The sequence below is a fragment of the Acrocarpospora phusangensis genome (assembly GCF_016862995.1).
Lineage (GTDB): Bacteria > Actinomycetota > Actinomycetes > Streptosporangiales > Streptosporangiaceae > Acrocarpospora > Acrocarpospora phusangensis.
In genome coordinates, this window is sequence record NZ_BOOA01000008.1 from 117,539 (window position 1) to 143,975 (window position 26,437).

Annotated in this window: 22 protein-coding genes and 1 riboswitch; of the genes, 17 read left to right on the plus strand and 5 right to left on the minus strand. The window is 71.1% G+C overall.

The window, feature by feature from the left end; all coding sequences use genetic code 11:
- The first annotated feature begins 20 nt into the window (after positions 1-20).
- The 10 genes from Aph01nite_RS07125 (at position 21) to fxsT (ending at position 13,303) form a co-directional block, all read left to right on the plus strand.
- The gene (locus Aph01nite_RS07125) at positions 21-1,406 is read left to right on the plus strand and encodes an RsmB/NOP family class I SAM-dependent RNA methyltransferase (RefSeq protein ID WP_204039950.1); all 1,386 of its coding nucleotides are present in this window, start codon (positions 21-23) and stop codon (positions 1,404-1,406) included.
- Positions 1,407-1,433: 27 nt separating this feature from the next.
- Entirely contained in the window at positions 1,434-2,093 is a 660-nt protein-coding gene (rpe, locus tag Aph01nite_RS07130) for a ribulose-phosphate 3-epimerase (RefSeq protein ID WP_204039951.1), read from the plus strand.
- A 77-nt stretch (positions 2,094-2,170) separates the two neighbouring features.
- Positions 2,171-2,932 carry an oxygenase MpaB family protein gene (locus Aph01nite_RS07135; RefSeq protein ID WP_239161451.1) on the plus strand — a complete coding sequence of 254 codons (762 nt, stop codon included), beginning with the start codon at positions 2,171-2,173 and terminating at the stop codon, positions 2,930-2,932.
- 97 nt (positions 2,933-3,029) lie between these two features.
- Positions 3,030-3,160, plus strand: a riboswitch (FMN riboswitch).
- 124 nt (positions 3,161-3,284) lie between these two features.
- On the plus strand, positions 3,285-4,379 hold the full coding sequence (gene ribD, locus Aph01nite_RS07140) for a bifunctional diaminohydroxyphosphoribosylaminopyrimidine deaminase/5-amino-6-(5-phosphoribosylamino)uracil reductase RibD (RefSeq protein WP_373872267.1): 1,095 nt from the start codon (positions 3,285-3,287) through the stop codon (positions 4,377-4,379).
- Positions 4,360-4,950: a riboflavin synthase gene (locus Aph01nite_RS07145; protein ID WP_204039954.1), complete on the plus strand. Its 591-nt coding sequence runs from the start codon at positions 4,360-4,362 to the stop codon at positions 4,948-4,950. Before ribD ends, Aph01nite_RS07145 begins: the two co-directional genes overlap by 20 nt.
- A 28-nt stretch (positions 4,951-4,978) precedes the next feature.
- A complete protein-coding gene (locus Aph01nite_RS07150) occupies positions 4,979-6,205 on the plus strand; it encodes a bifunctional 3,4-dihydroxy-2-butanone-4-phosphate synthase/GTP cyclohydrolase II (RefSeq protein ID WP_204039955.1) in 1,227 nt (408 codons plus the stop codon).
- On the plus strand, positions 6,205-6,675 hold the full coding sequence (gene ribH / locus Aph01nite_RS07155; RefSeq protein WP_204039956.1) for a 6,7-dimethyl-8-ribityllumazine synthase: 471 nt from the start codon (positions 6,205-6,207) through the stop codon (positions 6,673-6,675). The genes Aph01nite_RS07150 and ribH overlap by 1 nt, the downstream gene beginning before the upstream one ends.
- A 63-nt stretch (positions 6,676-6,738) precedes the next feature.
- Positions 6,739-7,185, plus strand: coding sequence for a PH domain-containing protein (locus Aph01nite_RS07160; protein ID WP_239161452.1), 447 nt, complete (start codon positions 6,739-6,741; stop codon positions 7,183-7,185).
- A gap of 959 nt (positions 7,186-8,144) precedes the next feature.
- The gene (locus Aph01nite_RS07165) at positions 8,145-9,404 is read left to right on the plus strand and encodes a TIR-like protein FxsC (protein WP_239161453.1); all 1,260 of its coding nucleotides are present in this window, start codon (positions 8,145-8,147) and stop codon (positions 9,402-9,404) included.
- Positions 9,404-13,303 (plus strand): FxSxx-COOH system tetratricopeptide repeat protein, encoded by a 3,900-nt coding sequence (gene fxsT, locus Aph01nite_RS07170; protein WP_204039958.1) that lies wholly within the window; start codon positions 9,404-9,406, stop codon positions 13,301-13,303. The genes Aph01nite_RS07165 and fxsT overlap by 1 nt, the downstream gene beginning before the upstream one ends.
- Position 13,304: 1 nt before the next feature.
- Here the strand turns inward: fxsT and Aph01nite_RS07175 are convergent, their stop codons facing one another.
- The gene (locus tag Aph01nite_RS07175) at positions 13,305-14,111 is read right to left on the minus strand and encodes an alpha/beta hydrolase (RefSeq protein WP_204039959.1); all 807 of its coding nucleotides are present in this window, start codon (positions 14,109-14,111) and stop codon (positions 13,305-13,307) included.
- A gap of 474 nt (positions 14,112-14,585) precedes the next feature.
- Here Aph01nite_RS07175 and Aph01nite_RS07180 point away from each other — a divergent pair, with 474 nt between their 5' ends.
- Complete coding sequence (locus tag Aph01nite_RS07180; protein ID WP_275418729.1) at positions 14,586-16,052, plus strand: KGGVGR-motif variant AAA ATPase; 1,467 nt, start codon at positions 14,586-14,588, stop codon at positions 16,050-16,052.
- Here the strand turns inward: Aph01nite_RS07180 and Aph01nite_RS07185 are convergent.
- Both Aph01nite_RS07185 and Aph01nite_RS07190 read right to left on the minus strand, forming a co-directional pair.
- Positions 16,045-16,929 carry an alpha/beta fold hydrolase gene (locus Aph01nite_RS07185; protein WP_204039961.1) on the minus strand — a complete coding sequence of 295 codons (885 nt, stop codon included), beginning with the start codon at positions 16,927-16,929 and terminating at the stop codon, positions 16,045-16,047. The two genes, Aph01nite_RS07180 and Aph01nite_RS07185, sit on opposite strands and share 8 nt — an antisense overlap.
- A gap of 129 nt (positions 16,930-17,058) precedes the next feature.
- Positions 17,059-17,655, minus strand: a complete 597-nt coding sequence (locus Aph01nite_RS07190) for an HD domain-containing protein (protein ID WP_204039962.1) — start codon at positions 17,653-17,655, stop codon at positions 17,059-17,061.
- A gap of 94 nt (positions 17,656-17,749) precedes the next feature.
- On the opposite strand from Aph01nite_RS07190, the gene Aph01nite_RS07195 reads away from it, so the two are divergent.
- From Aph01nite_RS07195 to Aph01nite_RS07210, 4 genes are read left to right on the plus strand one after another with little or no spacing between them, the layout of a single operon-like run.
- Entirely contained in the window at positions 17,750-18,580 is an 831-nt protein-coding gene (locus Aph01nite_RS07195; protein WP_204040008.1) for an AAA family ATPase, read from the plus strand.
- Positions 18,573-19,676: a vWA domain-containing protein gene (locus Aph01nite_RS07200; RefSeq protein ID WP_204039963.1), complete on the plus strand. Its 1,104-nt coding sequence runs from the start codon at positions 18,573-18,575 to the stop codon at positions 19,674-19,676. The genes Aph01nite_RS07195 and Aph01nite_RS07200 overlap by 8 nt, the downstream gene beginning before the upstream one ends.
- Positions 19,669-20,763 carry an XdhC family protein gene (locus tag Aph01nite_RS07205; protein WP_204039964.1) on the plus strand — a complete coding sequence of 365 codons (1,095 nt, stop codon included), beginning with the start codon at positions 19,669-19,671 and terminating at the stop codon, positions 20,761-20,763. The genes Aph01nite_RS07200 and Aph01nite_RS07205 overlap by 8 nt, the downstream gene beginning before the upstream one ends.
- Positions 20,756-21,346, plus strand: coding sequence for a nucleotidyltransferase family protein (locus Aph01nite_RS07210; protein ID WP_204039965.1), 591 nt, complete (start codon positions 20,756-20,758; stop codon positions 21,344-21,346). Before Aph01nite_RS07205 ends, Aph01nite_RS07210 begins: the two co-directional genes overlap by 8 nt.
- Before the next feature lie 29 nt (positions 21,347-21,375).
- Here Aph01nite_RS07210 and Aph01nite_RS07215 read toward each other — a convergent pair whose 3' ends face one another.
- A complete protein-coding gene (locus tag Aph01nite_RS07215; RefSeq protein ID WP_239161454.1) occupies positions 21,376-22,278 on the minus strand; it encodes an endonuclease/exonuclease/phosphatase family protein in 903 nt (300 codons plus the stop codon).
- A 117-nt stretch (positions 22,279-22,395) separates the two neighbouring features.
- Here Aph01nite_RS07215 and Aph01nite_RS07220 point away from each other — a divergent pair, with 117 nt between their 5' ends.
- Entirely contained in the window at positions 22,396-23,430 is a 1,035-nt protein-coding gene (locus tag Aph01nite_RS07220) for an LLM class F420-dependent oxidoreductase (protein ID WP_204039966.1), read from the plus strand.
- Here Aph01nite_RS07220 and Aph01nite_RS07225 read toward each other — a convergent pair.
- A complete protein-coding gene (locus Aph01nite_RS07225; protein WP_239161455.1) occupies positions 23,408-25,315 on the minus strand; it encodes a glycoside hydrolase family 9 protein in 1,908 nt (635 codons plus the stop codon). The genes Aph01nite_RS07220 and Aph01nite_RS07225 overlap by 23 nt on opposite strands.
- 88 nt (positions 25,316-25,403) lie before the next feature.
- Here Aph01nite_RS07225 and Aph01nite_RS07230 point away from each other — a divergent pair, with 88 nt between their 5' ends.
- Entirely contained in the window at positions 25,404-26,429 is a 1,026-nt protein-coding gene (locus Aph01nite_RS07230) for an aminopeptidase P family protein (RefSeq protein ID WP_204039967.1), read from the plus strand.
- Positions 26,430-26,437: the final 8 nt, after the last annotated feature.

Sequence of the window (26,437 nt, forward strand, 5' to 3'; positions counted from 1 at the left end):
TGACGGGAAACCGGGCCGGGATGAGGCAGGGGTCGGACAGGCGGGGCGGCAGGCGGCCGGGCGGCGGCCCCAAGGGCCCCAAGCCGGTCAGGGACGAGGCGCGCAACGCCGCCTACGACCTGATGCGCGCGGTGGACGAGCGGGACGCGTACGCGAACCTGCTGATGCCGGTCATGCTCCGGCAGCGCGGCATCACCGGCCGGGACGCCGCGCTGGCGACCGAGCTGGCCTACGGCACGCTGCGCGGGCTCGGCACCTACGACGAGATCGTGGCCGCGTGCAGCGACCGCGCCCCCGAGCACGTCGACCCGCCGCTGCTGGACGCGATCCGGCTGGGCGCGCACCAGCTGCTCAAGACCCGCATCCCGGCGCACGCCGCCGTCAGCGCCACCATCGACCTGGTCCGGCTCCGCGTCGGCGAGGGCCCGTCCAAGTACGCCAACGCCGTGCTCCGCAAGGTGGCCGGGCGTTCGCTGGCGGAGTGGCTGGCGATCGTCGCCCCGCCGGCGGACCAGGACCCGGTCGGCCACCTGTCGGTCGTGCACAGCCACCCGGCCTGGATCGTCTCGGCGCTGCGGGACGCGGTCGGCGGCGACTTCGCCGAGACGGCCGCGCTGCTGGAGGCCGACAACGAACGCCCCCGGGTGGCCCTGGTGGCCCGTCCCGGCCGGGCGACCGTGGACGAGCTGGTCGCGGCGGGCGCGGAACCCGCCGCGTTCTCGCCGTACGGGGCCTATCTGACCGAGGGGGATCCGGGATCGCTGGCCGCGGTCGGGGAGGCTCGCGCGGCGGTGCAGGACGAGGCCAGCCAGCTGGTGGCGCTCGCGCTGACCCGGGTGCCGCTGGACCGGGACGGCCGCTGGCTGGACATGTGCGCGGGCCCCGGCGGCAAGGCCGGGCTGCTGGACGCGGTGGCCGCGCAGACCGGCGCCCGGGTGCTCGCCGCCGACCTGCAGGAGCACCGGGCCCGGCTGGTGTGGCGGACCACCAAGGAGGCGAAGGTCGTCGTCGCGGACGGCGTCGAGCCGGCCTGGCGTCCCGGCGCGTTCGACCGGGTGCTGCTGGACGCGCCGTGCAGCGGCCTGGGCGCGCTGCGCCGCCGCCCGGAGGCGCGCTGGCGGCGCGACCCGAGCGGCATGCCCGAGCTGGCCGGCCTCCAGCGCCGCCTGCTCGGCTCCGCCCTGGACGCGGTACGGCCCGGCGGCGTCGTCGCCTACGTCACCTGCTCGCCCCATCTGGCCGAGACCAGGGCCGTGGTGGCGGACTTCGCCGGCCGGGCCGAGACGCTGGACGCCCGCGAGTACCTGCCGGAGGTCCCGGACCTCGGCGACGGCCCGTACGCCCAGTTCTGGCCGCACCGGCACGGCACGGACGCCATGTTCCTGGCCCTGCTCAGGAAGGGGTAGGACGCCGGGCCTCTAGAATTGCCGGTCATGGCCGTACAGATCTCGCCCAGCATCCTGTCCGCCGACTTCGCCCGTCTCGCCGAGGAGGCGGCGCGGGTGGAGGGGGTGGCCGACTGGCTGCACGTGGACGTCATGGACAACCACTTCGTGCCGAACCTCACGCTGGGGCTGCCGGTGGTGGAGGCACTGCTGCGGGCCACGCCGATCCCGATCGACTGCCACCTCATGATCGAGGACCCGGACCGGTGGGCGCCGGGTTACGCGGAGGCCGGCGCCGGGAGCGTGACCATCCACGCGGAGGCGTCCAAGGCGCCGGTGCGCACGCTGCGGGCGATCCGGCAGGCGGGGGCCAGGTCGGGCTTCGCGCTCAACCCGGCCACCTCGGTGGAGGTGTACGAGGACCTGCTGCCGGAGATCGACATGCTGCTGCTGATGACCGTGGAGCCCGGATTCGGGGGGCAGCGGTTCCTGGACGTGGTGCTGCCGAAGGTGACCAGGGCGCGGGCGCTGATCGAGAAGCACGGCGGGGAGATCTGGCTCCAGGTGGACGGGGGCGTGTCGGCGGAGACGATCGAGCGGTGCGCCGCCGCGGGGGCGGACGTGTTCGTGGCGGGCAACGCGGTCTACGCGGCCGACGACCCGGCCCAGGCCGTACGGGATCTGCGGGCGCTGGCCCGTCTTGCTTGACACCTCCGGCAGGGGGTAAGCACACACTTATGGGGGACTGCGGGATTTTCGGGCCCGGTTCGGTGACCTGGCGGGTCATGGGGGAGCCGATCCTGCTGGTGGGCGGGTTCCGCGCGCTGCTCATGCAGGGGCTGCACCCGCGTGCCATGCGCGGCGTGCAGCAGAACTCCGACTTCCTGGACCCCGCCGAGGCCTGGTCCCGCTTCGTCCGCACCACCGAGTTCGTCCGCGTCCGCACGTACGGCACCCGCGCCGAAGTGGCCAAGGCCGCCAGGCGGGTGCGCCGCATCCACGCCAGCCTGACCGCCTTCGACCCCGACACGGGGGAGCGCTACCGCCTGGACGACCCGGACGCGCTCCGCTGGGTGCACGTGGGCGAGGTGGACTCCTACCTGTCGGTGGCGCGGCGGGCGGGCGTGCCGCTCAGCGACGAGGACGCCGACCGTTTCGTCGCGGAGTGGCGGCGCGCCGCCCAGCTCGTCGGCCTGCGCCGCGGGGACGTGCCCGGCAGCGTCGCCGAGCTGCGCGACTACATCGAAGCCCAGCGCCCCGGCCTCTACCTGGTCCCGGAGGCCGTCCACCCCCTCCGGCTGTCCCTCAACGCGCCCCTGCCCCTCAAGCTCACCCCGCTCAAGCCCGCCTTCCCGCTGATCATGGTCCTCGCCTTCGCCACCCTGCCCCGCTGGGCCCGCCGCCTGTACCACCTGCCCGCCACCCCCGTCGGCGACCTGTGGGCCACGATGACCCTGAAGACCCTCCACCAGGGCCTGCGCTTCCTCCCCGACCAGCTCCGCTACAGCCCGGACGCCCGCCGCGCCCGCGCCATGACGGCCGCCTGAGCGGGCCGTTCCCGCATGTGACCAAGCGCTCGCTTGTCCCACCAGGTGGAGCGGGTCGCGGCGTTTTGCGGTGGCATGGCACACTGGAAGACGAGCAAAGCGTGCTCCGGGGTCGGTGTAATTCCGAACCGGCGGTTACAGTCCGCGACCCGGCCGAAGCCATCGGCCGGTTGACCTGGTGAAACTCCAGGACCGACGGTGAAAGTCCGGATGGGAGGCAGCGCGCTGGCGGGCGATTGGCCGTTACCCGGTTTACGGGGAGGGGCCGGCGTCCGCTGACGGAGTGCACCTGGCGTGCACCCGTCGCCACCCCCGGGGCCCGCCTGGTGACACAGGTGAGGAGAGGACCGGGGTGGCCGATCAGACGGATATCACTCACATGCGGCGTGCCGTCGCGCTCGCCGCGCTTGGCCTCGGCACGACCAGCCCCAATCCCGTCGTCGGCTGCGTGATCGTGGACGCGGCGGGCGAACCGGCGGGCGAGGGCTTCCACGAGTACGCGGGCGGCCCGCACGCCGAGGTCAACGCCCTGCGCGCGGCCGGGGACCGGGCCAGGGGCGGCACCGCGTACGTCACGCTGGAGCCCTGCGACCACACCGGGCGGACCGGGCCGTGCAGCCAGGCCCTCATCGAGGCGGGCGTCGCCCGGGTGGTCCTCGCCGTCGCCGACCCCAACCCCGTCGCCTCCGGCGGCGCCGACCGGCTCCGGCGGCACGGCGTCCGGGTGGAGACCGGCGTGCTGGCCGAGGAGGCCGGGGACGGCAACGCGGCCTGGCTGACCTGGACGCGCCTGGGCCGGCCGTACGTGACGTGGAAGTTCGCGGCGACGCTGGACGGGCGGTCGGCGGCCGAGGACGGCACCAGCAAGTGGATCACATCGCCGGAGGCGCGGGCGGACGTGCACCGGCTGCGTGCCGAGCACGACGCCATCCTGGCCGGGATCGGCACCGTGCTCGCCGACGACCCCCAGCTGACCGTGCGCCCGCCGCGGGGGAGGCCGCCGCTCCGGGTGGTGCTCGACAGCGACGGGCGGACCCCGCCGCACGCCCGCGTCCTGGACTCGGCCGCGCCCACCCTGATCGCGGTGGCGGAGGGCACCGAGATCTCCCACCCCGACGTGGTACGGCTGCCGCGCGCGGACGGCGGGCTCGACCTCACCGCCCTGCTGGCCGAGCTGAGCCGCCGCCAGGTGGTGAGCCTGCTGATCGAGGGCGGCCCCGTGGTGGCCGGGTCGTTCCTGCGGGCCGGGCTGGTGGACCGGGTGGTCGGCTACCTGGCCCCGGCGCTCCTGGGTTCCGGCCCCGCGGCGCTCGGCCCGGCCGGAGTCCCCACCATCACCGAAACCCATCGACTGACATTTGACGAAATTTCCCCTATTGGGCCGGACCTGCGTCTCGTCGCCCGGCCGGCACCCCCGAAGGAGACACGTGTTCACGGGAATCGTTGAGGAACTCGGCGAAGTCGTACAGATCGAGCAGCTGGGCGACTCCGCCCGCCTGGCCGTACGCGGAAAGACCGTCACGCCCGGCGCGCGGCACGGCGAGTCGATCGCGGTCAACGGCGTCTGCCTGACCGTCGTCGACGCCAACGGCGAGGTGTTCACCGCCGACGTGATGAAGGAGACCCTGACCCGGTCCTGCCTGGGCGTGCTCATGCCGGGCTCGCGGGTCAACCTGGAGCGCGCGGTCCGCGCCGACCAGCGGCTGGGCGGCCACATCGTGCAGGGCCACGTGGACGGCACCGGAGTCATCCTGACCCGGGAGCCCGCCGAGCACTGGGAGATCGTCCGGCTGTCGCTGCCCGCCGAGCTCAACCGCTACGTGGTCGAGAAGGGCTCGATCACCGTGGACGGGGTCAGTCTCACCGTCTTCGCCGTCGACGAGCAGAGCTTCGCCGTCAGCCTCATCCCCACCACGCTCGGCCTCACCACGCTCGGCTTCAAGCAGCCGGGCGACCCGGTCAACCTCGAGGTCGACATCATCGCGAAGTACGTCGAGAAGCTGGTGACCCGCTCATGACCCGGTCAAGGAAAGAAACGGTGGCGAAATGACCATCAGGCTGGATCCGATCGAACGCGCCATCGCGGACATCCGCGACGGCAAGCCGGTCGTGGTCGTCGACAACGAGAACAGGGAGAACGAGGGCGACCTCATCTTCGCCGGTTCCAAGGCCACGCCCGAGCTGCTGGCGTTCACCATCCGGCACAGCAGCGGGGTGATCTGCGTGGCCGTGCCCGGCGCGGACCTGGACCGGCTGGGGCTGCCGCTGATGGTGCACGACAACCGGGAACGCATGCGCACCGCGTACACGATCAGCGTGGACGCCAGGGACGGCGTCTCCACCGGCATCTCGGCCGCCGACCGGGCGCGCACCATCCGCACCCTCTGCGACTCCGCGACCGAGCCGTACGAGCTCGTGCGCCCCGGCCACATCTTCCCGCTGCGCTACCGCGACGGCGGCGTGCTGGTCCGCCCCGGCCACACCGAGGCCGCCGTGGACCTGGCCCGCCTGGCCGGGCTCACCCCCGCGGGCGCGCTCGCCGAGGTCGTCAACGACGACGGCACCATGGCGCGGCTGCCCCGGCTGCGCGAGTTCGCCGACGAGCACGACCTGGCCCTGATCTCGATCGAGCAGCTCATCGAGCACCGCCGCCGCACCGAGCGCATGGTCGCCCGCGTCGCCGAGACCCGCATCCCCAACCGGTACGGCATGTGGCGCGCGTACGGCTACACCAGCGCCATCGACGGCGGCGAGCACGTGGCCCTCGTCTACGGCGCGGAGGACGACTTCGCCGCCGACGGGGAGAACGTCCTGGTCCGCGCCCACTCCGAATGCCTCACCGGCGACGTGCTCGGCTCGCTCCGCTGCGACTGCGGCGTGCAGCTCGACCACGCCATGGCCGCCATCGCCGCCGAGGGCCGCGGCGTGATCGTCTACCTGCGCGGCCACGAGGGCCGGGGCATCGGCCTGGTGGCCAAGCTGCGCGCCTACAGCCTCCAGGACAACGGCAGCGACACCGTCGACGCCAATCTGGAGCTCGGCCTCCCCGTGGACGCGCGGGAGTTCTCCAACGCCGGCCAGATCCTCGCCGACCTCGGCGTGAAATCCGTCCGGCTGCTCACCAACAACCCCGCCAAGATGCGCGGCATGGACGGTTACGGCATCAAGGTGCTGGGCCGGGAGCCGATGCCGGTGGCGGCCAACCCGTACAACGAGAGCTACCTGGCGGCCAAACGGGACCGCCTCGGTCACGACATTCCTGGAGCGAAGTGATGAGTGGCGCAGGACGCCCCGAGACCCAGCCTGTCGACGCCGCCGGGCTCACCGTCGGCATCGTCGCCGCCCGCTGGCACGAGCGGATCACCGACCAGCTGGTGGCCCGCGCCGTGGAGGCCGCCAAGGACTGCGGCGCCACCGCTGTGGTGGTCCGCGTGGCCGGCTCCCTGGAGATCCCCGTGGTCGCCCAGGCCCTGGCCCGCCGCCACGACGCCGTCGTCGCCCTCGGCGCGGTGATCCGCGGCAAGACCGCCCACTTCGACTACGTCTGCGACTCCGTCACCGCCGGCCTCACCCGGATCGCCCTGGACGAGTCCACCCCCGTCGGCAACGGCGTCCTCACCTGCGACAGCGTCCACCAGGCCGTGGACAGGGCCGGCCTGCCCGGCAGCCATGAGGACAAAGGCTACGAAGCCACCGTCGCCGCCCTGGAGACCGCCGTCCTCCTCCGCGCCCTGACCCCCTGACCACCACCCCCGTGCAGTACGGTTGCGAGGTCCCGCCCCGACTCACCTGGTGACCTCACAACCGTGCCCGAAGCCCTGCCCGCCCTCCCCCTGACCTGGCGCCCCCGCCGTTCCCGCTTCGTCGCGTACGGCCTCGCGGCGCTCATGCTCGTGGGCTCCCTGATCCTGGCGATCATCCTCCCCGAGCAGTTCAAGGCCCCCGACCGCATCGGCATGGTCGCCTTCTTCGGCGCGATCGCCTGGGTGCTGCACCTGCTCGGCCGCATCCGGGTGGTCGCCGAGGAGAACGGCCTCACCGTCGTCAACGTCCTGCGCACCCACCACTACGAATGGCCCGAGGTCCTCGACGTCACCCTCGCCGACGCCGACCCCTGGCCCCGCCTCGACCTCGCCGACGGCACCGTCATCGGCGCGATGGGCATCCAGGGTTCGGAAAAGATCCGCGCCGCGAAGGCGGTGGCGGAACTCCGCATCCTCGTCAAGGCGAAAGGCGAGGCTCCCGAAGCCTGAGACCGCTGGTCCGGGCAGTTCGCGAGGGTGTAGGGTCGGCGGGTAAAACCGAAAAGGATAACAGGCCGGACCCTCAAAGTCCGGAATGGAAAAGCAGGTCTTCCCCGCCCTTCCGCTATGAGGTGGTCAGCTGTGTCCGTCTGTTCGTCCAGCATTCCCGATCTGTCGGAGATCTCCTTCGCCGAGATCGCCAATCTGATGGAAGAGTCACGGCCGGAGTCGCGGCCGTCCTTCAATTCTTCTATCTAGGTGTAGGGCGCGGCGTACGCGCGCGGAAAAGTTGTGACCCCAGGGTTTGCGCGCGCGTAACGCTTTGCTCCGGCCCGGCATTTGGTGCAATTATGGCCAAATTGAGCGGACGTCAACGGATTTGCGCCGCGCCCCCTGGGCGCGCCCGCCGAAGGCCGCCCAGTCGCATGACCGTTCCGGCCTGAGGCTATAGAGTTAGCTCATCGTGTCCGGGCACTTACCGGTAAGTGCCCATTTCGTCGTTCGGAAAGGTCATCTCTCGTGTCTAGTAAAGTTATCATTCAGTCTTCTCTTGTCAACTCGGCGGAGATCTCGCTCGCCGAGCTCGCCGACATGGTCAACGAATCGAATCAGACATCGCCCAGCTTCAATTCCTCTATTTGAGGCCAGCCGATTCGACATACCTGAGATCATGGTTCCGTTCCGCGGGGTGCCCGCGAGGCGAGCTGCCGATCTGATCTCGCGTGCGATCATCGTGTTTATGGATTCGCCGATCGGTCCTGGTCGGCGAACCTAAACCCCAACTTCAGGAAAGCGTGAGCCAGGGGTGGCTGGTTCTCCCCGTGGGGCACGAGTGGTGTGGCGCCGACTATTGCTGACTACAAAACGCGCCACCGGCAAGTGGGCCGTACGCGCTTCACACAAATCGCATTTTTCCGCTTAACCTTGCACCCACAGGACCGTGACCGAGGCGTCTACGGGAGGTGCGGGTGGCCGGATCACACACGTCACACACGCACCCCCCATATTTCTTTCTGAGCTACGCGCACACGCCGCCCAGCCGGGACAACGGGGTAAATCCCGACCGTGACGTGGCCACGTTCTTCGAAGACCTGTGCCAGGAAATCCTGCACCACACCGAATTCCCCGCGGGAATTCCGGTCGGGTTCATGGACACCGGGCTGCGGAACGGGGACGCCTGGCAGGAGCGCCTGGCGATGCAACTGGCGATCTGCCGGGTCTTCGTGCCGCTCTACTCCCGGCGCTACTTCAGCAGCGAATACTGCGGCAAGGAATGGGCCGCGTTCGACCTGCGCAGGCGGGCCTCGGGCGCGGACGACCGCCCGCCGCCCGAGGCGATCGTCCCGGCTTTCTGGGTGCCGGTGCCCGACTTCGAACTGCCCGAGGCCGTCCGTCATATCCAGTTCAAAGACGAGGCGCTCGGCTGGCAGTACCTGAAGTACGGTATTCGCGGCCTCATGCGGATCAACAGACTGCGCGATGAATACCACCTGACGGTGGACGCGCTCGCGAAAAGGGTCATCAACCTCGCGGAGGAAGTCCGGCTTCCGTCCCGTGAACCGTGCGACCTGGCCGCGATCAAGAGCCCTTTCCAGCCGGATATCTTCCGCATCACGGTGGTCGCGCCGGACGCCCGTACGCTGCCGACCGGCCGCAACCGGGTCTTCTACGGGCCCGCGGCGACGGACTGGCACCCCTATCGTGCGATCAGCTCCAGATCCCTGGCCGACAGCGCCGCCGAGGTCGTCCGGAGCTTCCAGTTCAAGCCGGACGTCGGCTCGCTCAACGACCACCGGGGCGACCTGCTCGCCGACGAGGCGAGCCCGTGCCCCGCGGTGGTCATCGTGGACCCCTGGGCCACGCTCGACGCCCGGTGCCACGAATTCCTGAAGGCGCTGGATCGCCGCAACAAGGCCTGGGTGGGCGTCATGGTCGTGTGGAACGACGACGACGAACAGTTGCTGGAGGCGGGCGAGGAACTGCGGCGCGGCCTGGGGAGCGCGTTCCCCGTCAAGACGCACCAAGGCCGGCTCTCGGCCAAGGACGTCCTGCACGGCATCAGCGGGCTCGCCCAGTTCGAGAGCGTCCTGCGCCAGGTGATCCAGGCCCTGCGCGCCTCCTATATCAGGGAGGCGCCGGCCTTCCCGCCGAAGGTCCCCGGCAGCCCCCGCCCTCACCTGCTGGCACCGGCGTGCCCGACCGATCCAGCCGAACCCAGGGAGGCGTGATGCCAGAAAGCCGCGACGGCCGGATCGTCACCTTCTACTCGTTCAAGGGCGGCACCGGCCGGACGATGGCCCTCGCCAACACCGCGTGGATCCTCGCCGCGAACGGGTTCCGGATCCTCGTCGTGGACTGGGACCTCGAATCGCCGGGACTGCACAAGTTCTTCCGCCCGTTCCTGGACGGAACCGAGATCGCCAGGACGCCCGGCGTGGTCGAGCTGATCACGGAGTACCGCGAGGCCGCGATCCGCGACAAGGAGCGCCCCGAGGACTGGCACGTCGAGTACGCCCGGGTGAGCCCCAGCGTGGTCTCCATCGACTGGGACCATTTCCCCGGCGATGGGGCCATCGACTTCCTCTCGGCCGGGTCGCAGAATCGCGACTACTCCACCTCGGTCTCCACCCTCGACTGGGACGACTTCTACGAGCGCCTCGGCGGCGGCCAGTTCTTCGACGCGCTGCGCGACCACATCAGGGCCGACTACGACTACGCCCTGATCGACAGCAGGACCGGACTCAGCGACATCGCCGACATCTGCACGGTCCACCTGCCCGACGTCCTGGTCGCCTGCTTCACCCTCAGCGACCAGAGCATCGAGGGAGCCGCCGGCGTCGCCACCCAGATCGCCGGCCGTTACGCGGACCGCAGGATCAGGATCCTGCCCGTCCCGATGCGGGTGGACGACGCGGAGAAGGAGAAACTGGACGCCGGACGCGCGTACGCGCGCACCCAGTTCGCACGGTTCCCCACCGGTTTGGGCGGTGACGATGCGGACCGGTACTGGGGCAGCGTCGAGGTGCCGTACAAGGCGTACTACGCGTACGAGGAGACTCTGGCGACGTTCGCGGACACGCCGGCCTCGCCGGCCTCGCTGGTGTCCTCGTACGAACGCCTGGCCGAGGTGATCACGGAAGGGCGTGTCACCAAGCTTCCACCCCTGGCGGAGGAGATCCGGCTGAACTACCGGGAACGGTTCGTCCGCCGCTGGCCGCATTCTCAGGTCGACATCCACCTCAGCTACATCCCTGAAGATCGCCTGTGGGCGGACTGGATCGGCTCCGTGCTCACCCAGGCGGGGCTGCGCGTGCACAGCGCGGACACGCCGGGCGGGCGGGCGGGCGGCCCGGCTCGCACGCTGGCGCTGCTCAGCCCGGGCTATCTCCGGTCCACGGCCGCGGAGTCGGCGCGGCGTCCGCCCGGCGCCGACTCGCCCCGGGGGCTGCTCGTGCCGGTCCGCGTCGCCGAGGTGCTGATGGAGGCGCCGTACGCGGGACCGGCCATGGTGGACCTGGTCCATCTGGACGAGGCGCAGGCACGCCGGGCGCTGCTGCGGGCGCTGGGCTGGTCGGAGCAGCGGGCGGTGGAGGCGGGGAAGCCGAGCGGGCCGAGATTCCCCGGCACGCCGCCGGCCGTGGTGGAACTGCCCACCCGCAACACCAGCTTCACCGGGCGCGCCGAGGTCCTGCAGCGGCTGCGCGACCAACTCGTCGGCGGCGCGCAGACCGTCGTCACCCAGGCCCGCGTGCCACACGCGCTGCACGGGCTGGGCGGCGTCGGCAAGACCCAGCTCGCGATCGAGTACGCGCACCGCTACCTGACCGACTACGACGTGGTCTGGTGGATCTCGGCGGAACAGCCCGAACTGCTGAACGGGGAGATGGCCGAGCTCGCGTACCGGCTGGGCATCCGGGTGGGCGACAACGTGGCCGAAGCGGCGCAGGCGGCCCGGGAGGCGCTGCGCCGCGGCGAGCCGTACTCGCGGTGGCTGCTCATCTTCGACAACGCCGACCAGCCGAGGGACCTGGAGAACTTCATCCCGCGCGGCAACTCGGGGCACGTGCTGATCACCTCCAGGAGCACGATCTGGTCGCAGGCCGCCGAGCCGCTGGAGATCGACGTCTTCACCCGGGAGGAGAGCCTGGAGCATCTGCGGCGGCGGGTGCCCACCCTCAGCGACGAGCACGCGGACCGGGTCGCGGCGGCGCTGGGCGACCTCCCGCTCGCCATCGAGCAGGCGGGCGCCTGGCTCCAGGAGACCGGGATGAAGGTGGACGAGTACATCGAGCAGCTGTCCAGCCAGCCCTCCGCCACCCTCGCCCTCGGCGACACTCCCACCTACCCGGTCCCGGTCCTCATCACCTGGAACGTCTCGTTCAACCGGCTGAGCCAGCGTTCCCCGGCGGCGGTCCGGCTGCTGGAACTGCTCGCGTTCTTCGCCGCGGAGCCGGTCTCGCTCTCGATGCTGTACGGGGACGAGACGATCCGCTGCCTGGTCGACTACGACCCGTCCCTGCGCGAGAAGATCATGATCGGCCGGCTGATCCGGGACCTGAGCAGGTTCGCCCTCGCGAAAGTCGACCAGCGGAACAACAGCGTCCAGGTGCACCGCCTGGTCCAGGCCGTGCTGCGCGACCGCATGGACGACGACGAGCGGGAGCGCACGGTCCACGACGTGCACCGCATCCTGCTGGGCGCGCGTCCCCGCGAGGGCGACACCGACGACGCCAGGAACTGGCCGCGCTACGACGAGATCTGGCCGCACCTCGCCCCCTCCAACGCCGACAGCTGCGACGAGGAGGAGACCCGCCAGCTGCTCATCGACCGTGTCCGCTACCTCTGGAAGCGCGGCGAGTTCGACCGGGCCCTGGCCCTCGGCCAGCGGCTGGAGGAACGCTGGATCAGCAAGCTCGGCACGTACGACCGCCAGACCCTGCACCTGCGCTTCCAGATGGCCAACGTGATGCGGTCGCAGGGCCGTTACCAGGAGGCCTGCGACCTCGATTCCGCGGTGCTCGCCGACCAGCGCGAGAAGCTGGACGACCCGCACCCGCACACGCTGATGACCGCGGCCGGGCTGGCGGCCGACCTGCGCGCGCTCGGCCAGCTCCAGGAGTCCCTGCGGATGGAGCGGGAGAGCCTCGCGCAGACCCGGGAGCTCTTCCTCGACGACCACCCGCGCACGCTCATGGCGGCCAACAACCTGGCGTGCGCCCTGCGCCACGTGGGGGACTTCCAGGGCGCGCTCCGGCTCGACCGGGAGACGCTGGACCGGCGCCGCGCGGTCCTCGGCACGGATCACTTCTTCACGCTGTTCTCGGAGAACAACCTCGCCCTGAACGTGCGGGAGGCCGGCGAGTACGAGAAGTCCGTGGAGATGCTGCGGGTCACCCTGGCGAGCTACCAGCGCGTGCTCGGCGAGGACATGGTCGACACCCTGCGCACCGCCCAGAGCCTGGCGATCTCGCTGCGGAAGGCCGGCCGCCTGGGCGAGGCCAGGCAGCTCACCCAGGCCACCTACGACCGTTACCTGCAGCGGTACGGCGCGGAGTCCCCGGAAGCGGTCTCCTGCAAGCTCATCCTCGCCTGTGACCTGAACGCCGCCGGGGATCCCGCCGCGGCCCGGGTGCTGGCCGAGGAGGTCCGCCAGACGTACGAGCGCAGCCTCGGCGTGGACAACCCGTACGCGCTGATCGCGGCCAACAACGTGGCCATCTACCTGCGCCGGACCCGTGATCTCGGCGAGGCCCGCGTGCTCGGGGAGCGCACTCTCGGCCTCTTCACGGAGCGGCTCGGCGCGGATCATCCGCTCCGGCTCGTCTGCGCGGTCAACGTGGCCAACGGCTACGCCGATCTGGGCGATTTCGACAGTGCGAAGAGCCTGCAGCGCGACACCCTCGCACGGCTCAGGGACGTCAAGGGCCAAGACCACGCCGACACGCTCGTCTGCCAGGCGAACCTGGCCATCGTGCTGCGCGAGACCGGGCCTTCCGACGAGGTCAAGAAGCAGCGTGACCCGGCGCTGGCGCGACTGGGACAGACCCTGGGCGAGGCGCATCCGGTGCTGGCGGCGCTGCTGGACTGGCGGCTGGTCGGCATCGACCTCGAACCGCTGCCCTGGTAGGTCAGCGGCTCAGCTGCGCGAGCCAGGGGAGCAGGTCGGGCAGGACCTCGATGGCGTCGAAGTGCGCGGCGCCGGGCTGTACGGTGAACCGCGCCGACGGGATGCGCTGGGCGAGCCAGCGGGAGTGGCTGACCGGGGAGAACACGTCGTCCTCGCCGTGCCACACGACCGTCGGCACCCGGATCTCGGCCGGGTCGATCCCCCACGGCGAGCAGAAGGCGATGGCGTCGTCGATCCACCCGGCGGGCGAGGCCCGCACCGCCTCCGCGAAGTTCCTGGCGAGCATGGTCCGGATGCCGGTGTCGGCCACCACCCGCCGGTCGGCGTCCCTGAGCTCGGCGAAGAGGCTGTTCACCAGGTGAGCGGGGTCCCTGCGGATCTCCTGGGCGGCCCAGGCCAGCCGGGCGGCCAGCAGGGCGTGGTTGTGCCGCGCGGTCTGGTATTCACGGATGTTCGCCGGCGTCATGCCCGCGAACCAGTCCAGCCAGTCCAGGCCGTCCGCGCCGGGCGGCGCCAGGCTGACCAGGACGGCCACCCGGGTGACCCGCTCGGGGATCAGCGCGGCGCAGGCGAGGGCGTGCGGCCCGCCGCCGGAGCGTCCCACGACCGCGAAGGAGTCGAGTCCCAGGTGGTCGGCTATCGCCGCGACGTCGGAGGCCACGTCGCTGACCCGGCGCCCGGGATGGCGGTCGGAGCGGCCGTAGCCGGGGCGGTCGTAGGTGATGAGCCGAACGCCGAGGCGGTAGAGCAGGCCGTCGCGGGGGACCGGCCCGACCCTGCTGCCTGGGGTTCCATGTAATAGCAGCACCGGAATGCCGCCTTGGATCTTTCCCCTCTGGGCGACCGCGAGGATTCTCGTACGATCGGCTGAGCGAATAGCCTCCGTCAAAGCCCTTGCCCCCTAAGGCGTGTCCTGAACGGATCCGCGTCCAGCATCCCCCGTGGCCGGGGAGCTGGGAAGGGCTGGTAAGTGCATGCGATACGTGCCGTTTGTCGTGTTTACGGTTGGTCACTTTGACCTTGGTCTTTCTCACCGTGAGAGGAAGACTGGACTACTATTCAGGTCTGCACCACCACATCTCCCCGGCGGGATGCAATTACGCTGCTTGTCCGCATTTTGGGCGATGTCGATTGCTTGGCTGGATCCTGCGCACTGTGGTTATGATGCGCCATGGCGGCGTAGATCCGCTGGCATGGGTAAACCCATCGGCATTCGCATGCGGAAAGTGTGGTCCGGGTGCTTCTATCGATCGCGGACAGAAACGAAACCGAGGGTGAAATGATGACTGATCGACAAGGCAAGATCATCACGTTTTATTCGTATAAAGGCGGAACCGGGCGGACCATGGCCCTCGCGAATTGCGCCTGGATTCTCGCGAGCCGGGGGCACCGGGTCCTCTGCGTCGACTTCGACACCGAGTCGCCTGGGCTGCTGCACTACTTCGAACCGTTCCTGGGCCAGTGGTCGGCATCGGCGTCGGGAGTGATCGAGTTGTTCACCGGCTACGAGCACGCCGCCAAGGATGGCCGTGACCTGGACGCATTGATCGCGCGGCATGCCGATGCGGCCTCCCTGGTGCTTCCCGTTTCCTGGGGCCATTTCCCGGAGGGAGGTTCCTTAGGTCTGATCCCGGCCGGTCGGCAGCGGCGTGAATACTCCGCTCAGCTGTCCGGATTCGGCTGGGACAAGTTCTTCGATGGCTTGAAAGGCACCCAATTCATTAAAGCTCTGCGTGCGAATTTCAAGCGTGACTACGACTATGTGCTGATCGACAGCAAGACCGGCCGGGGTGAGATCTCCGATGTCTGCGCGGTCGACTTTCCGGACACCCTCGTGGTGTGCTTCACCCTGAATGATCAGAGCATTGACGGGGCGTCGGAGCTGGCCAGGGAGATCAGCGACCGGTATCGCCACATCGAGATCCTTCCGGTCCCGATGCGGATCGAGGAGGGTGAGAAGGAGAAGGCGGACAACGGGCGGACATACGCCAGGAACCGGTTCTCCAGGTTCCCGGTGGGCCTGCCGGCGGAGCAGACTCGGCGGTACTGGGGATCGGTCGAGATCCCGCACCGGTCGTTCTACGCGTTCGAGGAGATCCTCGCGACGTTCGGCGACGGGCCGGACGTGCATTCGTCCTTGCTGGCGGCCTACGAACGGCTGACCGGGGCGATCACCGGCGGTGCGGTCACCGCGCTCGGGGTGCCGTGGATCGCGGGCAGGCCCATGACGGCGGAGGAGGCCGAGGCGCTGCGGATACGCCACCGCTGGGTCTTCAACCGCAAGCGCATCAACCCGGGCACCACGGTCTATCTCAGTCACGTGCCGGAGGACCGGGCCTGGGCCGAGTGGATCCAGTTCCTGCTCAGCCGTTTCGGTCTGTACGTGATCCCGCGCTGCTCAGGCGTGGAGAACGACGAGGAGATCGAGCGGGCGGTCAAGGACGCCGATCACATCGTCGAGGTGGTCTCGCGGTCGTACCTGGACGCGCAGGGATCCAGGCGGGTCCGTGGCACGGCCGCCGCGGAGGATCCCGTCGGCGCCGGCCGCCTGCTCAAGCGGGTGCTGGTCGGGGAGATCGGCCAGGTGGCCCCGATGGTGGCGGAGGACCTGGTCGATCTGACCGGGCTGACGCCGGAGGAGGCCGTTCACACGCTGCTGGGGGTTTTCGGGCGGAGCGCGACATCGACGCAGATCGAGGAGGCGCTCCGTTCGGGGCCCCGGTTCCCGGTGCCCGGCCCGCTCAGTTGAGGGCGGGGTCGCCGCTGCCGATCAACCAGGGGAGTATGCGCGGGAGCGCGTCCAGCGCGTCGAAATGGGCGGCTCCCGGCCGTACGCTCAGCAGGGCCGTGGGGATGTGTCTCGCCAGCCAGAGGGAGTGGCCGATGGGCGAGAACACGTCCTCGGTGCCGTGCCAGAGGAACGTCGGCACGGTGATGCGGCCGGGGTCGAACCCCCAGGGGGCGATGAAGGCGAGGAGGTCGTCGATCCAGCCGTCCGCCGAGTTCTTCAGCGCCTCCGCGTAGTTGACCTCCAGCTGCGCGCGGATGCCGATGTCGGAGACGACCTGCCGGTCGGCGATCGGCAGCTCGTGGTAGAGCGACTCGATCAGCCGTACGGGATCGGCCCTGATGCCGTCGGCGGCCGGGGTGAGGCTCTGGGCGAGGTGGGGCCGCCCGTTGGCCGCCGCCAGGTACTCCCGGACGTTGGAGGCCGTCATGCCGGCGAGCCAGTCGAGTCCTTCGGCCAGGCGGGGAGCCAGGGCGACCAGGGCCGCGCACCGGGTCACCCGGTCGCCGAGGAGCGCCGCGCAGGCCAGCGCGTGCGGCCCGCCGCCGGAGCGCCCGGCCACCGCGAACCGGCGGACGTCCAGGTGGTCGGCGAGCAGTGCCACATCTGCGGCGCAGTCGGCGACGGTCCGGTCGGGCTGCCGGTCGGACTCCCCGTAGCCGGGGCGGTCGTAGGTGATCAGGCGGATGTTGAGCCGGCGTAGCAGAGAGCTGCGCGGACGTGGGGCCAGGCGGCTTCCCGGGGTGCCGTGCAGCAGGAAGAGGGGGTGCCCGTCCTGTGCGCCCTCCTGTTGGAAGGCCAGCCGCCGGCCGTGTGAGACCTGAACGAAATCAACCAATTCGTCTTCCTCCGTAGTCGCCTTTCCTGCCGGTTTGATCAGGGGGACTTCTCGGAGCAAAGACTAGGGCGTCACCGTAGGACGGGAAGGCGCTATCTCGTGGTTCATAGGCGCTGTTGGCGGGATTTCTCAGACCGTCAGGAGCGCCAGCTCTCGGGTGAGGTTTTCCCTCGCTTGGTTGGTCCAGAGGGATTGGGCGGTTGAAGTCTGGAATAAGGGGTTTTTGGTGAGGAGTCGGGTGAGGACTTCGGTTCTGCCGGTTTTGAAAAGGTTGAGGGGGACGTGGTGGTATTCCTGGCGGATTGACTGGCTGTATTCGTCGTACGCCGCGGGAGCCGCGCCCAGGATGGACAGGTCGGCGTCGCACAGGACGGCCGCGTTCCGGTCGCCCGGGTCGTGGCTGTGGGTGGCCGTGACGCGGACCAGGCGGGCCACCTCGGCGGCGGCCGGGTAGCCGCAGGCGGTGAGGCGGGTGTGGGCCAGCTGGGCGCTGCGCTCCTCGTCGTGGCCGGGACGGCCTTCGTAGACGGCGTCGTGGAACCAGGCGGCGAGCCGTACGGCGAGGAGGTCGTCGGCGTGGGCGGCGAGGCGGTCGACGGCGGTGAGGACGGCCCGCAGGTGGGCGCGGTCGTGGTAGCGCCGGTGGGGTTCCGACCACCGCGCCTCCAGTTCGGCGAGGAGTGCGGTGGCGGCGGGAGAGCCGGGCAGACCGAGCGGATTGTCCACGGGGAAAAGGTAACCGGTGGCGTAGCCTGAGGGCGTGTGGGAGCGAACGGGCAGAGCCTCTGAAATCGATACTCCGGCGGCGCTGGCACGGCTGATGGAGGAGCGGGACTATCTCGCCGACGAGGGGCTCGCCACGGCGGCGTTCCTGGCGCTGAAGATGGGCCGCCCGCTGTTCCTGGAGGGCGAGGCGGGGGTCGGCAAGACCGAGCTGGCCAAGACCCTCTCGGCGGTGCTGGACGCGCCGCTGATCCGGTTGCAGTGCTACGAGGGGCTGGACGCCGCGCAGGCGCTGTACGACTGGGACTTCGCCCGCCAGCTACTGCACCTGAAGGCGGCCGAGGCGGTGGGCGCGGCCGACGTGCGGGCGCTCGAAGGGGAGATCTACGACCGGCGCTTCCTGATCGCCCGGCCGCTGCTGCGCGCCCTGGAGGTGCAGCCCGCGGTGCTGCTGGTGGACGAGATCGACCGGGCCGACGACGAGTTCGAGGCGTTCCTGCTGGAGGTCCTGTCGGACTTCACCATCTCGATCCCGGAGCTGGGCACGATCGCGGCCGCCGCGCCGCCGGTGGTGGTGGTGACCTCCAACCGTACGCGGGAGGTGCACGACGCGCTCAAGCGGCGGTGCCTCTACCACTGGCTGGAGCACCCGGGCTTCGACCGCGAGGTGGCCATCCTGACGCGCCGCCTGCCGGCCTGCACGGAGACGCTGGCGGCGCAGGTCGCCAGGGCCGCCGCCCGGCTCAGGGAGGCCGACCTGGTCAAGCCGCCGGGCATCGCGGAGACCCTGGACTGGACGGAGGCCCTGCTCACCCTGGGCGCCGCCGAGCTCAACCCCGATCTGGCCGCCGCCACCCTCGGCGCGGTGCTGAAATATCGGGAGGACCAGCAGTTCACGGTGAAGAACGGCCTGCTGCGCGATGCCTGAGCCGCCCGCCCGGCTGGTGCCGGTGCTGGTGGGGTTCGCGCGGACCCTGCGGGCGGCGGGCGTCGGCGCCGACCACGAGAGGACCAGGAACTTCCTGACCGCGCTGGAGCGGCTCGACGCCGCCAGGGAGCAGGACGTCTACTGGGCGGGCCGCCTCACCCTGTGCGCGGGCCCGGACGACCTGCCCAGATACGACCGCTGCTTCGCCGCCTACTTCGCGGGCGTACGGCCAGGCCCGGGCAGGCCCCAGATGACCGTCACGGTGACCCGGTTCACCGCCACCCCGTCGGGGGACCGCGGCTCCTCGGACGGGAACCCGGACGTGCTGCCCGCCACCGCGAGCGAGGTGGAGGTGCTGCGCAACCGCGACATCGCCCGGATGAGCGCCGCCGAGCGGGACGAGGTGCACCGCATGCTCGCCATGCTCCGCGCGGCCAGGGAGCAGCGCAGGTCGCGGCGGCTGGTGCCGTCCACCGGCGGGGTCCTGGACGGGCGGCGTACGGTGCGGGAGGCGATCAGGCGCGGCGGCGAGCCGGCCCGGCTGCGCTACCGGGACCGGCGGTACAAGCCGCGGCGGGTGGTCATGCTGGCCGACGTGAGCGGCTCCATGGCCGCGTACGCGGACTCGCTGCTGCGGTTCGCGCACGCGCTGGTGCGCTCCGAGCCGAGGGCCACCGAGGTGTTCAGCGTCGGCACCCGGCTCACCCGGATCACCGCCGAGCTGCGGCACCGGGACCCGGCGCTGGCCATGGACGCGGTGTCGAAGGCCATCCCGGACTGGAGCGGCGGAACCCGGCTGGGGGAGGAGATCCGCGAACTGCTCCGGCTGGCCGACGCGCGCGGGTCGGTCGTGGTGATCGCCTCCGACGGGTGGGAGCGTGGGGATCCGGGGCTGCTGGGCGCGCAGATGGCGCGGCTGGCCCGGATGGCGTACCGGGTGGTCTGGGTCAATCCTCATAAAGGGGATCCGGGGTACCAGCCGTTGACGGCGGGCATGCGGGCCGCGCTGCCGTACGTGGACGAGCTGGTGGCCGGGCACAGTCTGGCCGCCTTCGAGGAACTGGCGGATCGGCTGGGAGGGCTGAGACGTGCGTGACGTGCTTTCGCAGATTGTCCGCTGGTGGGAGGCCGGGGAGCGGTTCGGCCTGGCCACCGTGGTCGGCACCTTCCGCAGCGCGCCCCGGCCGCCCGGCGCGGCCATGGCGGTGCTCGCCCAGGAGGCCGTCGGCAGCGTCTCCGGCGGCTGCGTCGAGGGCGCGGTGTACGAGCTGGCGCAGGACGTGGTGGCCGACGGCCGCCCGGTCCTCCAGCGGTACGGCGTGAGCGACGACGACGCCTTCTCCGTCGGCCTCACCTGCGGCGGGATCATCGACATCTTCGTGGAGCCGGTCTCCAGGGAGGTCTACCCCGAGCTGGGGGAGATCGCCGCGTCGATCGAGAAGCGGCAGCCGGTGGCGGTGGCGACCATCCTCTCCGGGCCGGGACGGACCGGGACGCGCCGGGTGATCTGGCCGGACCGCGCCTCCGGCACGCTCGGGTCCGCGCGGCTGGACGACGCGGTGGACGACGACGTGCGCGGCATGCTCGCCCAGGGCCTCACCGGCATCCGCAGGTACGGCGCGCAGGGCGAACGCCGCCTCGACGACCTCCAGGTGTTCGTGCAGTCCTTCGCGCCCGCGCCGCGCATGCTGGTGTTCGGAGCCATCGACTTCGCCGCCTCGGTGGCCAGGATCGGCAAGTTCCTCGGCTACCACGTGGTCGTCTGCGACGCCCGCCCGGTCTTCGCCACCGGCAAACGTTTCCCGGAGGCCGACGAGGTCGTCGTCAAATGGCCGCACGACTACCTGACCTCCACCACGGTGGACGAGCGCACGGTCATCTGCGTGCTCACCCACGACCCCAAGTTCGACGTCCCGCTCCTGGAGGTCGCCCTCCGCACCCCCGCCGCCTACGTGGGCGCCATGGGTTCCCGCCGCACCCACGAAGACCGCCTGGTACGGCTTCGCGAGGCCGGCCTCACTCCCGCGGAACTGGACCGGCTGCGTTCGCCCATCGGACTGGACCTGGGGGCGCGGACCCCGGAGGAGACGGCCGTGTCGATCGCGGCCGAGCTCATCCAGTTGCGCTGGGGCGGGTCCGGGCGGCCGCTGACCGCCACCGAGGGGCGTATCCACGGTGAGTGAGCCCGGGGTCATCGGGGTTCTGCTGGCGGCCGGGGCCGGGCGGCGGCTGGGCACGCCGAAGGCGCTGGTCGAGTTCGGGGGAGAGCGCCTGGTCGACCGGGGTGTCCGCTTGCTGGAGGCCGGCGGGTGCCACCCGGTCGTGGTCGTGCTGGGCGCCGTGAGCGTACCGGTCCCGGGCGCGGTGACGGTGCTGAACCCGGACTGGGAGACGGGCATGGCCTCCTCCCTGCGGGCCGGCCTCGCGGCGCTGCCCGAATCGGCGCAGGCCGTCGTGATCGCCCTCGTCGACCAGCCCCTGATCCGGCCCGAGGCGGTCAGGCTCCTGATCGACGCCCACCGGAAAGGCGCGGCGATCGCCGTGGCGACCTACAACGGCGAACCGCGCAATCCCGTGCTCGTCGCCCGAGCCCACATCCACGACCTCGCGCAGACCCTCCACGGCGACGCGGGGGCACGTCCGTTCCTGCGCGCCCATCCCGAACTGGTGACCCACGTCCCCTGCGACCACGCGGGCGACCCCGCCGACATCGACGAGGCGGCCGACCTGGCCGCCCTCAGCGCCCGGGAGAATCCCGCGGACTAGCCGGGCAACCGCGAGAAGCGGGCCGGATTCTAGAAGCGGAGGGTGGCGGTGGCGGCGCGGTGGTCGCTGCCGGCGGCTTCCTCGACGGTGGCGGTGGTGGCGGTCATGCCGCGGTAGAGGATGTGGTCGGGGCGGGTGATGGGGAAGCGGGCCGGCCAGGTGAAGCCGAAGCCCTGGCCGGCCTCCTGGTGGGCGTCCAGGAGGGGCGGGACGAGGTCTTCGCGGTGGCGGTCGTCGGTGGCGGTGTTGAGGTCGCCCAGCAGGAGGAGGCGGTCGCTGTCGTCGGCGGAGATGAGCTCTCCCGCGGCGTCCAGGGTCTCGTCGCGGAACTCGGTCTCGCCGGGGCGGGCGGAGGCCAGGTGCATCACGTAGACGGTCACCTCGCCCTTGGGGGACTCGACGATCGCGCGCAGGGCGCGGGCCCAGCCGAGGCCCACGTCGACCTTGCGGGCCCCGGTCAGCGGGTAGCGGCTCCAGAGGCCGACCGTGCCGACCTGGAAGTGGTGCGGGTAGCGGTCGTTGAGCTCCTTCGCGGCGGGGCCGCCGGGCGTCAGCTCCTGGAGGGCGACCAGGTCCCGGCCTTCGGAGAGGTTCCGCACGGCCGTACCGGATAAGTCGTTGGCGACGCCGACGTTCAGGGTGGCGACGGAGAGGTCGCTGGGGCCGCCGGGCGGGCTGCGCAGCAGGCCCGGCCCGAACAGGAGCAGCCAGACCACGCCGGGGACCAGGGCGGCCACGATCGCGGGGACCGAGCGGGAGGCCAGGGCGGCGGCCAGCAGGATCGGCACGCCCAGGCCGATCCAGGGCAGCACGCTCTCCAGGACCGGGGTGAACCCGCCGAGTTCGGGCAGCAGGCGATGGCCCGCGAGCACCGCGGCGAGCACGGCCGCGAGCACGATGACCGCGCTTCTGAGGACCGCGCTTCTGAGCAAGATCACTCCCTTGGGCTGCGCTGAACAGTCTACGGCCCAGGCGATCAGCGGGCCGCGCCCTCATGTACCCTCGGAATGCCGAAAAAACCGAACATCATTCGGTCGAGGAGGACTGCTATGCGGATCGGGATGGCCCTGAGCTACTCCGGGGGTTTCAAGGAGACCGTGGCCGAGCTGGCCGACTACGAGAAGGCCGGGCTCGACATCGTCTTCGTCGCCGAGGCGTACAGCTTCGACGCGGTGAGCCAGCTGGGGTACATCGCCGCCAGGACCGAGACGCTGCAGATCGCCTCCGGGATCCTGCCGATCTACTCCAGGACCCCCGCGCTGCTGGCCATGACGGCGGCCGGCCTGGACTACGTCTCCGACGGGCGGTTCACGCTCGGTCTGGGGGCGTCGGGGCCGCAGGTCATCGAGGGCTTCCACGGGGTGCCGTACTCGGCGCCGCTGGGCCGTACCAGGGAGGTCATCGAGATCTGCCGGAAGGTGTGGCGGCGCGAGCGGCTGGAGCACCAGGGCAGGCACTACACGATGCCGCTGGCCGGGTCCAAGCTCGGCAAGCCGCTGAAGCTGATCAACCACCCGGTCCGCGAGCGCATCCCGATCGTGGTCGCCGCCATCGGCCCGCAGAACGTCGAGCTCACCGCCGAGCTGGCCGAGGGCTGGGAGCCGATCTTCTACCTGCCGGAGAAGGCCGCCGACGTCTGGGGCCCCTCGCTGGCCGCCGGCCGGGCGAAGCGCGCCCCCGAACTCGGCGAGCTGGACGTGATCGCCCAGGCGACCCTGGCCATCGGCGACGACGTCAGCGGCCTGCTGGAGTTCGGCCGCCCGATGGCCGCCCTCTACATCGGCGGCATGGGCGCCAAGGGCAAGAACTTCTACAACGACCTCGCCCGCCGGTACGGCTACGAGCGCGAGGCCGAGCGCATCCAGGACCTCTACCTCGACGGCAAGAAGGACGAGGCCGCCGCCCTGGTCCCGCACGAGCTGCTGGAGAGCATGTCCCTGATCGGCCCGGAGGGCTTCGTCCGGGACCGCATCCAGGCCATGCGCGAGTCCGGCGTCACGACCCTCAACGTGACCCCGGTCGGCGCGACGCACGCCGACCGGGTCGCCCTGATCGAGAAGATCAAGGAGTTGACGTCAGCGTGAGCGCGTAGAGGGCGATGGCCGCGAAGTCGTCGGCGGGCTCCGAGGCCTGCCACGACCGCACGTCGTCCACGTAGCGCGCGCCCCGGCCGGTGAACTCCTCGTAGCGGTCCACGCCGTCCGGCGGGCAGTGGTTCATCTCGTCGAAGTGGCCGCCGAGGCCGTCGGCGAACAGGTCGGCGCTGTTCGGGCCGTTGACGACGGCGCCGGTCAGCATCGGGTGCCGCCCGTCGGCCCGGCCCTTCAGGTTGGCCACCTGGTGGTGCGGGCAGCGCTCGGCGTTCTCACCCGCCCCGACCATGAACGAGACGCCCCACGGGTTGGCGCCGAACGCCCAGCCGCGCTGCCGGGTGCCGAACGCGTCGTAGGAGGGGTCGCCGGACACCGACCGGTACAGCCGCGCGGTCGCCACCAGGCCGAAGGTGTGCGGCACCGCGTCGAACTGGGCGTAGTCGGCGCCCGCCTGGAACGGGTCGGGGGTGGCCCGGGCCACGCCGATCTCCAGCTGGGCCTTCAGGTCGGCGATCAGGTCCTGCTCGCCGACCGCCAGCCCGCGGGTTTCGTGCGGGCCGGAGGCGCGCAGGGCCAGGACCAGGTCGCGGTGGGCCAGGGCGCTCACGTCGTACAGGTTGAGGGTGTCGCCGCCGGCCTCGTGGGACAGGTACTCCCCGGCCCAGTGGGCGGCCTGGGCCAGCCAGGCGCCGGCGCGGGGGTCGCCGAGCCGTTTCGCGGCCAGGGCGAGCTGCGCGCCGCCGAGCTCCATGTCGTCGCGCCAGGCCCACTCGGGGTAGAAGGCGTACGGCAGGGAGGTCACCAGCTGGCCCACGTCCGTGGTCTTGGCCTGGGCGTACAGGGTGGCGGCCTGGTCGAGCAGGCGGCGGGCGGTCTTGCGGTCCGGCTCCACCTGGGCGGCCAGCGCGAAGGCGGCGGCGGTGCGGCCCGCCAGGTTGGGGCTGATCTTCTGGCCGGGCGCGGCGGCGCGGAAGACCGGGCGGTTGCGGATGTACTGCCGGCCTTCCCCGGTGTCGTGGTCGTCGGCCTCCGGGAGCCGCCACACGTCGTGGTCGCCCGCGAACGTGCCCTCCTCGTTGCCGGCGCCGATGCCGACCTGGATGTAGAGCGTCCTGGACTTCTCGTCCCACATCTTGTCCAGCCAGCGCAGGCCGTGCCGCGCCTCCGCCGTCAGGTCGGACGTGACCCCGGACGGGAGCGACCCGGCGTCGCGTCTGGCCGCCCACATGAGGGTGTCCACGTAGGCCAGGATGTGGGTGAACTTGAGGTAGTCGCCGGCGTCGAACCAGCCGCCCTCGACGTCCACCCGGCCGCCGATCCTGGTGAGGTCGCCCTGGATCACGTCGGTGTCGGGGCCGGTGAAGGTGGGCCACTCGTAGACGGTGGCGGCGCGGTCGTTGAGGTGGCTCGGGCGGCGGTCCAGTTCGCCGGGCCGTACGTCGGCGCCGTCGCGCTGGGTGCCGAAGAAGGTCAGGGTCTTGGCGGCAGGCCCCGCGAACTGGGCGGCGGGGGCGATGCGGAACTCGGGCGAAGTCAGGCCGCCCGCTTTGATCCGGTACGAACCCGGGCGTTCCAGGGCAGAGATGTCGATCGGATAGACATGCGGATATTTCGTGTTCCATGTTCCCCGGTCGGCTCCGGGAACCCCGGTCAGGACCGTACGGCCCCGGGAGTCCACGACGCTGAAACGTGCAGCCGCTCCCGGCGTCAGAAGGTAGGCCTGCTTGCTCTCCGCGGGGGTGAACCCGATCTGGTCCACCCGGATGAAGCCCGTCAGCGCCGGGTCCGCCGTGCCGGCCGTCGCCGGGCTGGCCAGCGCGGCTACCAGCGCGGCCGCGAGCGCGGGCCTCAGTAAGTGCCTGGATGAGTAACGCACGAACATGCTCCGCCCTATAGTTAGGAAAGATTCCTAACGTTGTAGCCCGCCGCGAGGGGCTGGTCAAGATATCCCGTAAATTCGGGACATGAACTACGTGGAACGGCGCCTCCGGCTGGCCTCCTCGCTCGACGTGCCCGCCCTGCTCGTCACCGGCCCCGTCAACGTGCGGTACCTGACCGGCCTGGCCAGCAGCAACGCCGCCGTCCTGGTCCGCGCGGACGGCTCCGCCACCCTCGCGACCGACTCCCGCTACCTGCAGACCGCCCGTGAGTGCGCCGGCGTGGAGGTGATCGAGGACAGGGACGTGGCCGCCGCCCTGCTGGGTCCCGGCGTCGCGGTGGAGGGCGAGCACATGACCGTGGCCGACTACCGCCGCCTCGGCGGTGACATGGCCGTGCGGACCGGCGTGGTCGAGAGCCTGCGCACGATCAAGGACGAGACCGAGATCGACGCGCTCAGGCAGGCCTGCGCGCTCACCGACCAGGCCTTCGCCGACGTCGCGGACCGGATCGCGCCCGGCGTCACCGAACGGGAGATCGCCCGCATGCTGGAGTCCCGGATGACGGAGCTCGGCGCGGACAAACCGGCCTTCGACACCATCGTGGCCGCCGGGCCCAACGGCGCCGTGCCGCACCACGTGCCCGGCGACCGCCCGGTCGGGCGCGGCGACCTGATCACCCTCGACTTCGGCGCCCGCTACCGGGGCTACCACGCCGACATGACCAGGACCGTCGCCCTCGGCGAGCCGGCCGCCTGGCAGCGCGAGCTGTACGACCTGGTCCGCGCGGCCCAGCGGGCCGGCCGGAAGGCCGTACGGGACGGGGCCGGGGCGCACGACGTGGACGCCGCGGCGAGGGACCTGATCGCGGGCGCCGGGCACGCCGAGCACTTCGGTCACGGGCTCGGCCACGGGGTCGGCCTGGAGATCCATGAGCTTCCGTTTCTCGGCCCCGACAGGACCGGTAGACTAAAGGATCGAGTTCCGATCACCGTCGAGCCGGGGGTCTACCTGCCGGGCAGGGGCGGTGTGCGCATCGAGGACACGCTCGTGACGCGTGCCGACGGGCCGGAGCTGCTCACACTCACGACCAAGGAGCTGCTCGTCCTCTAGGGCGGCCC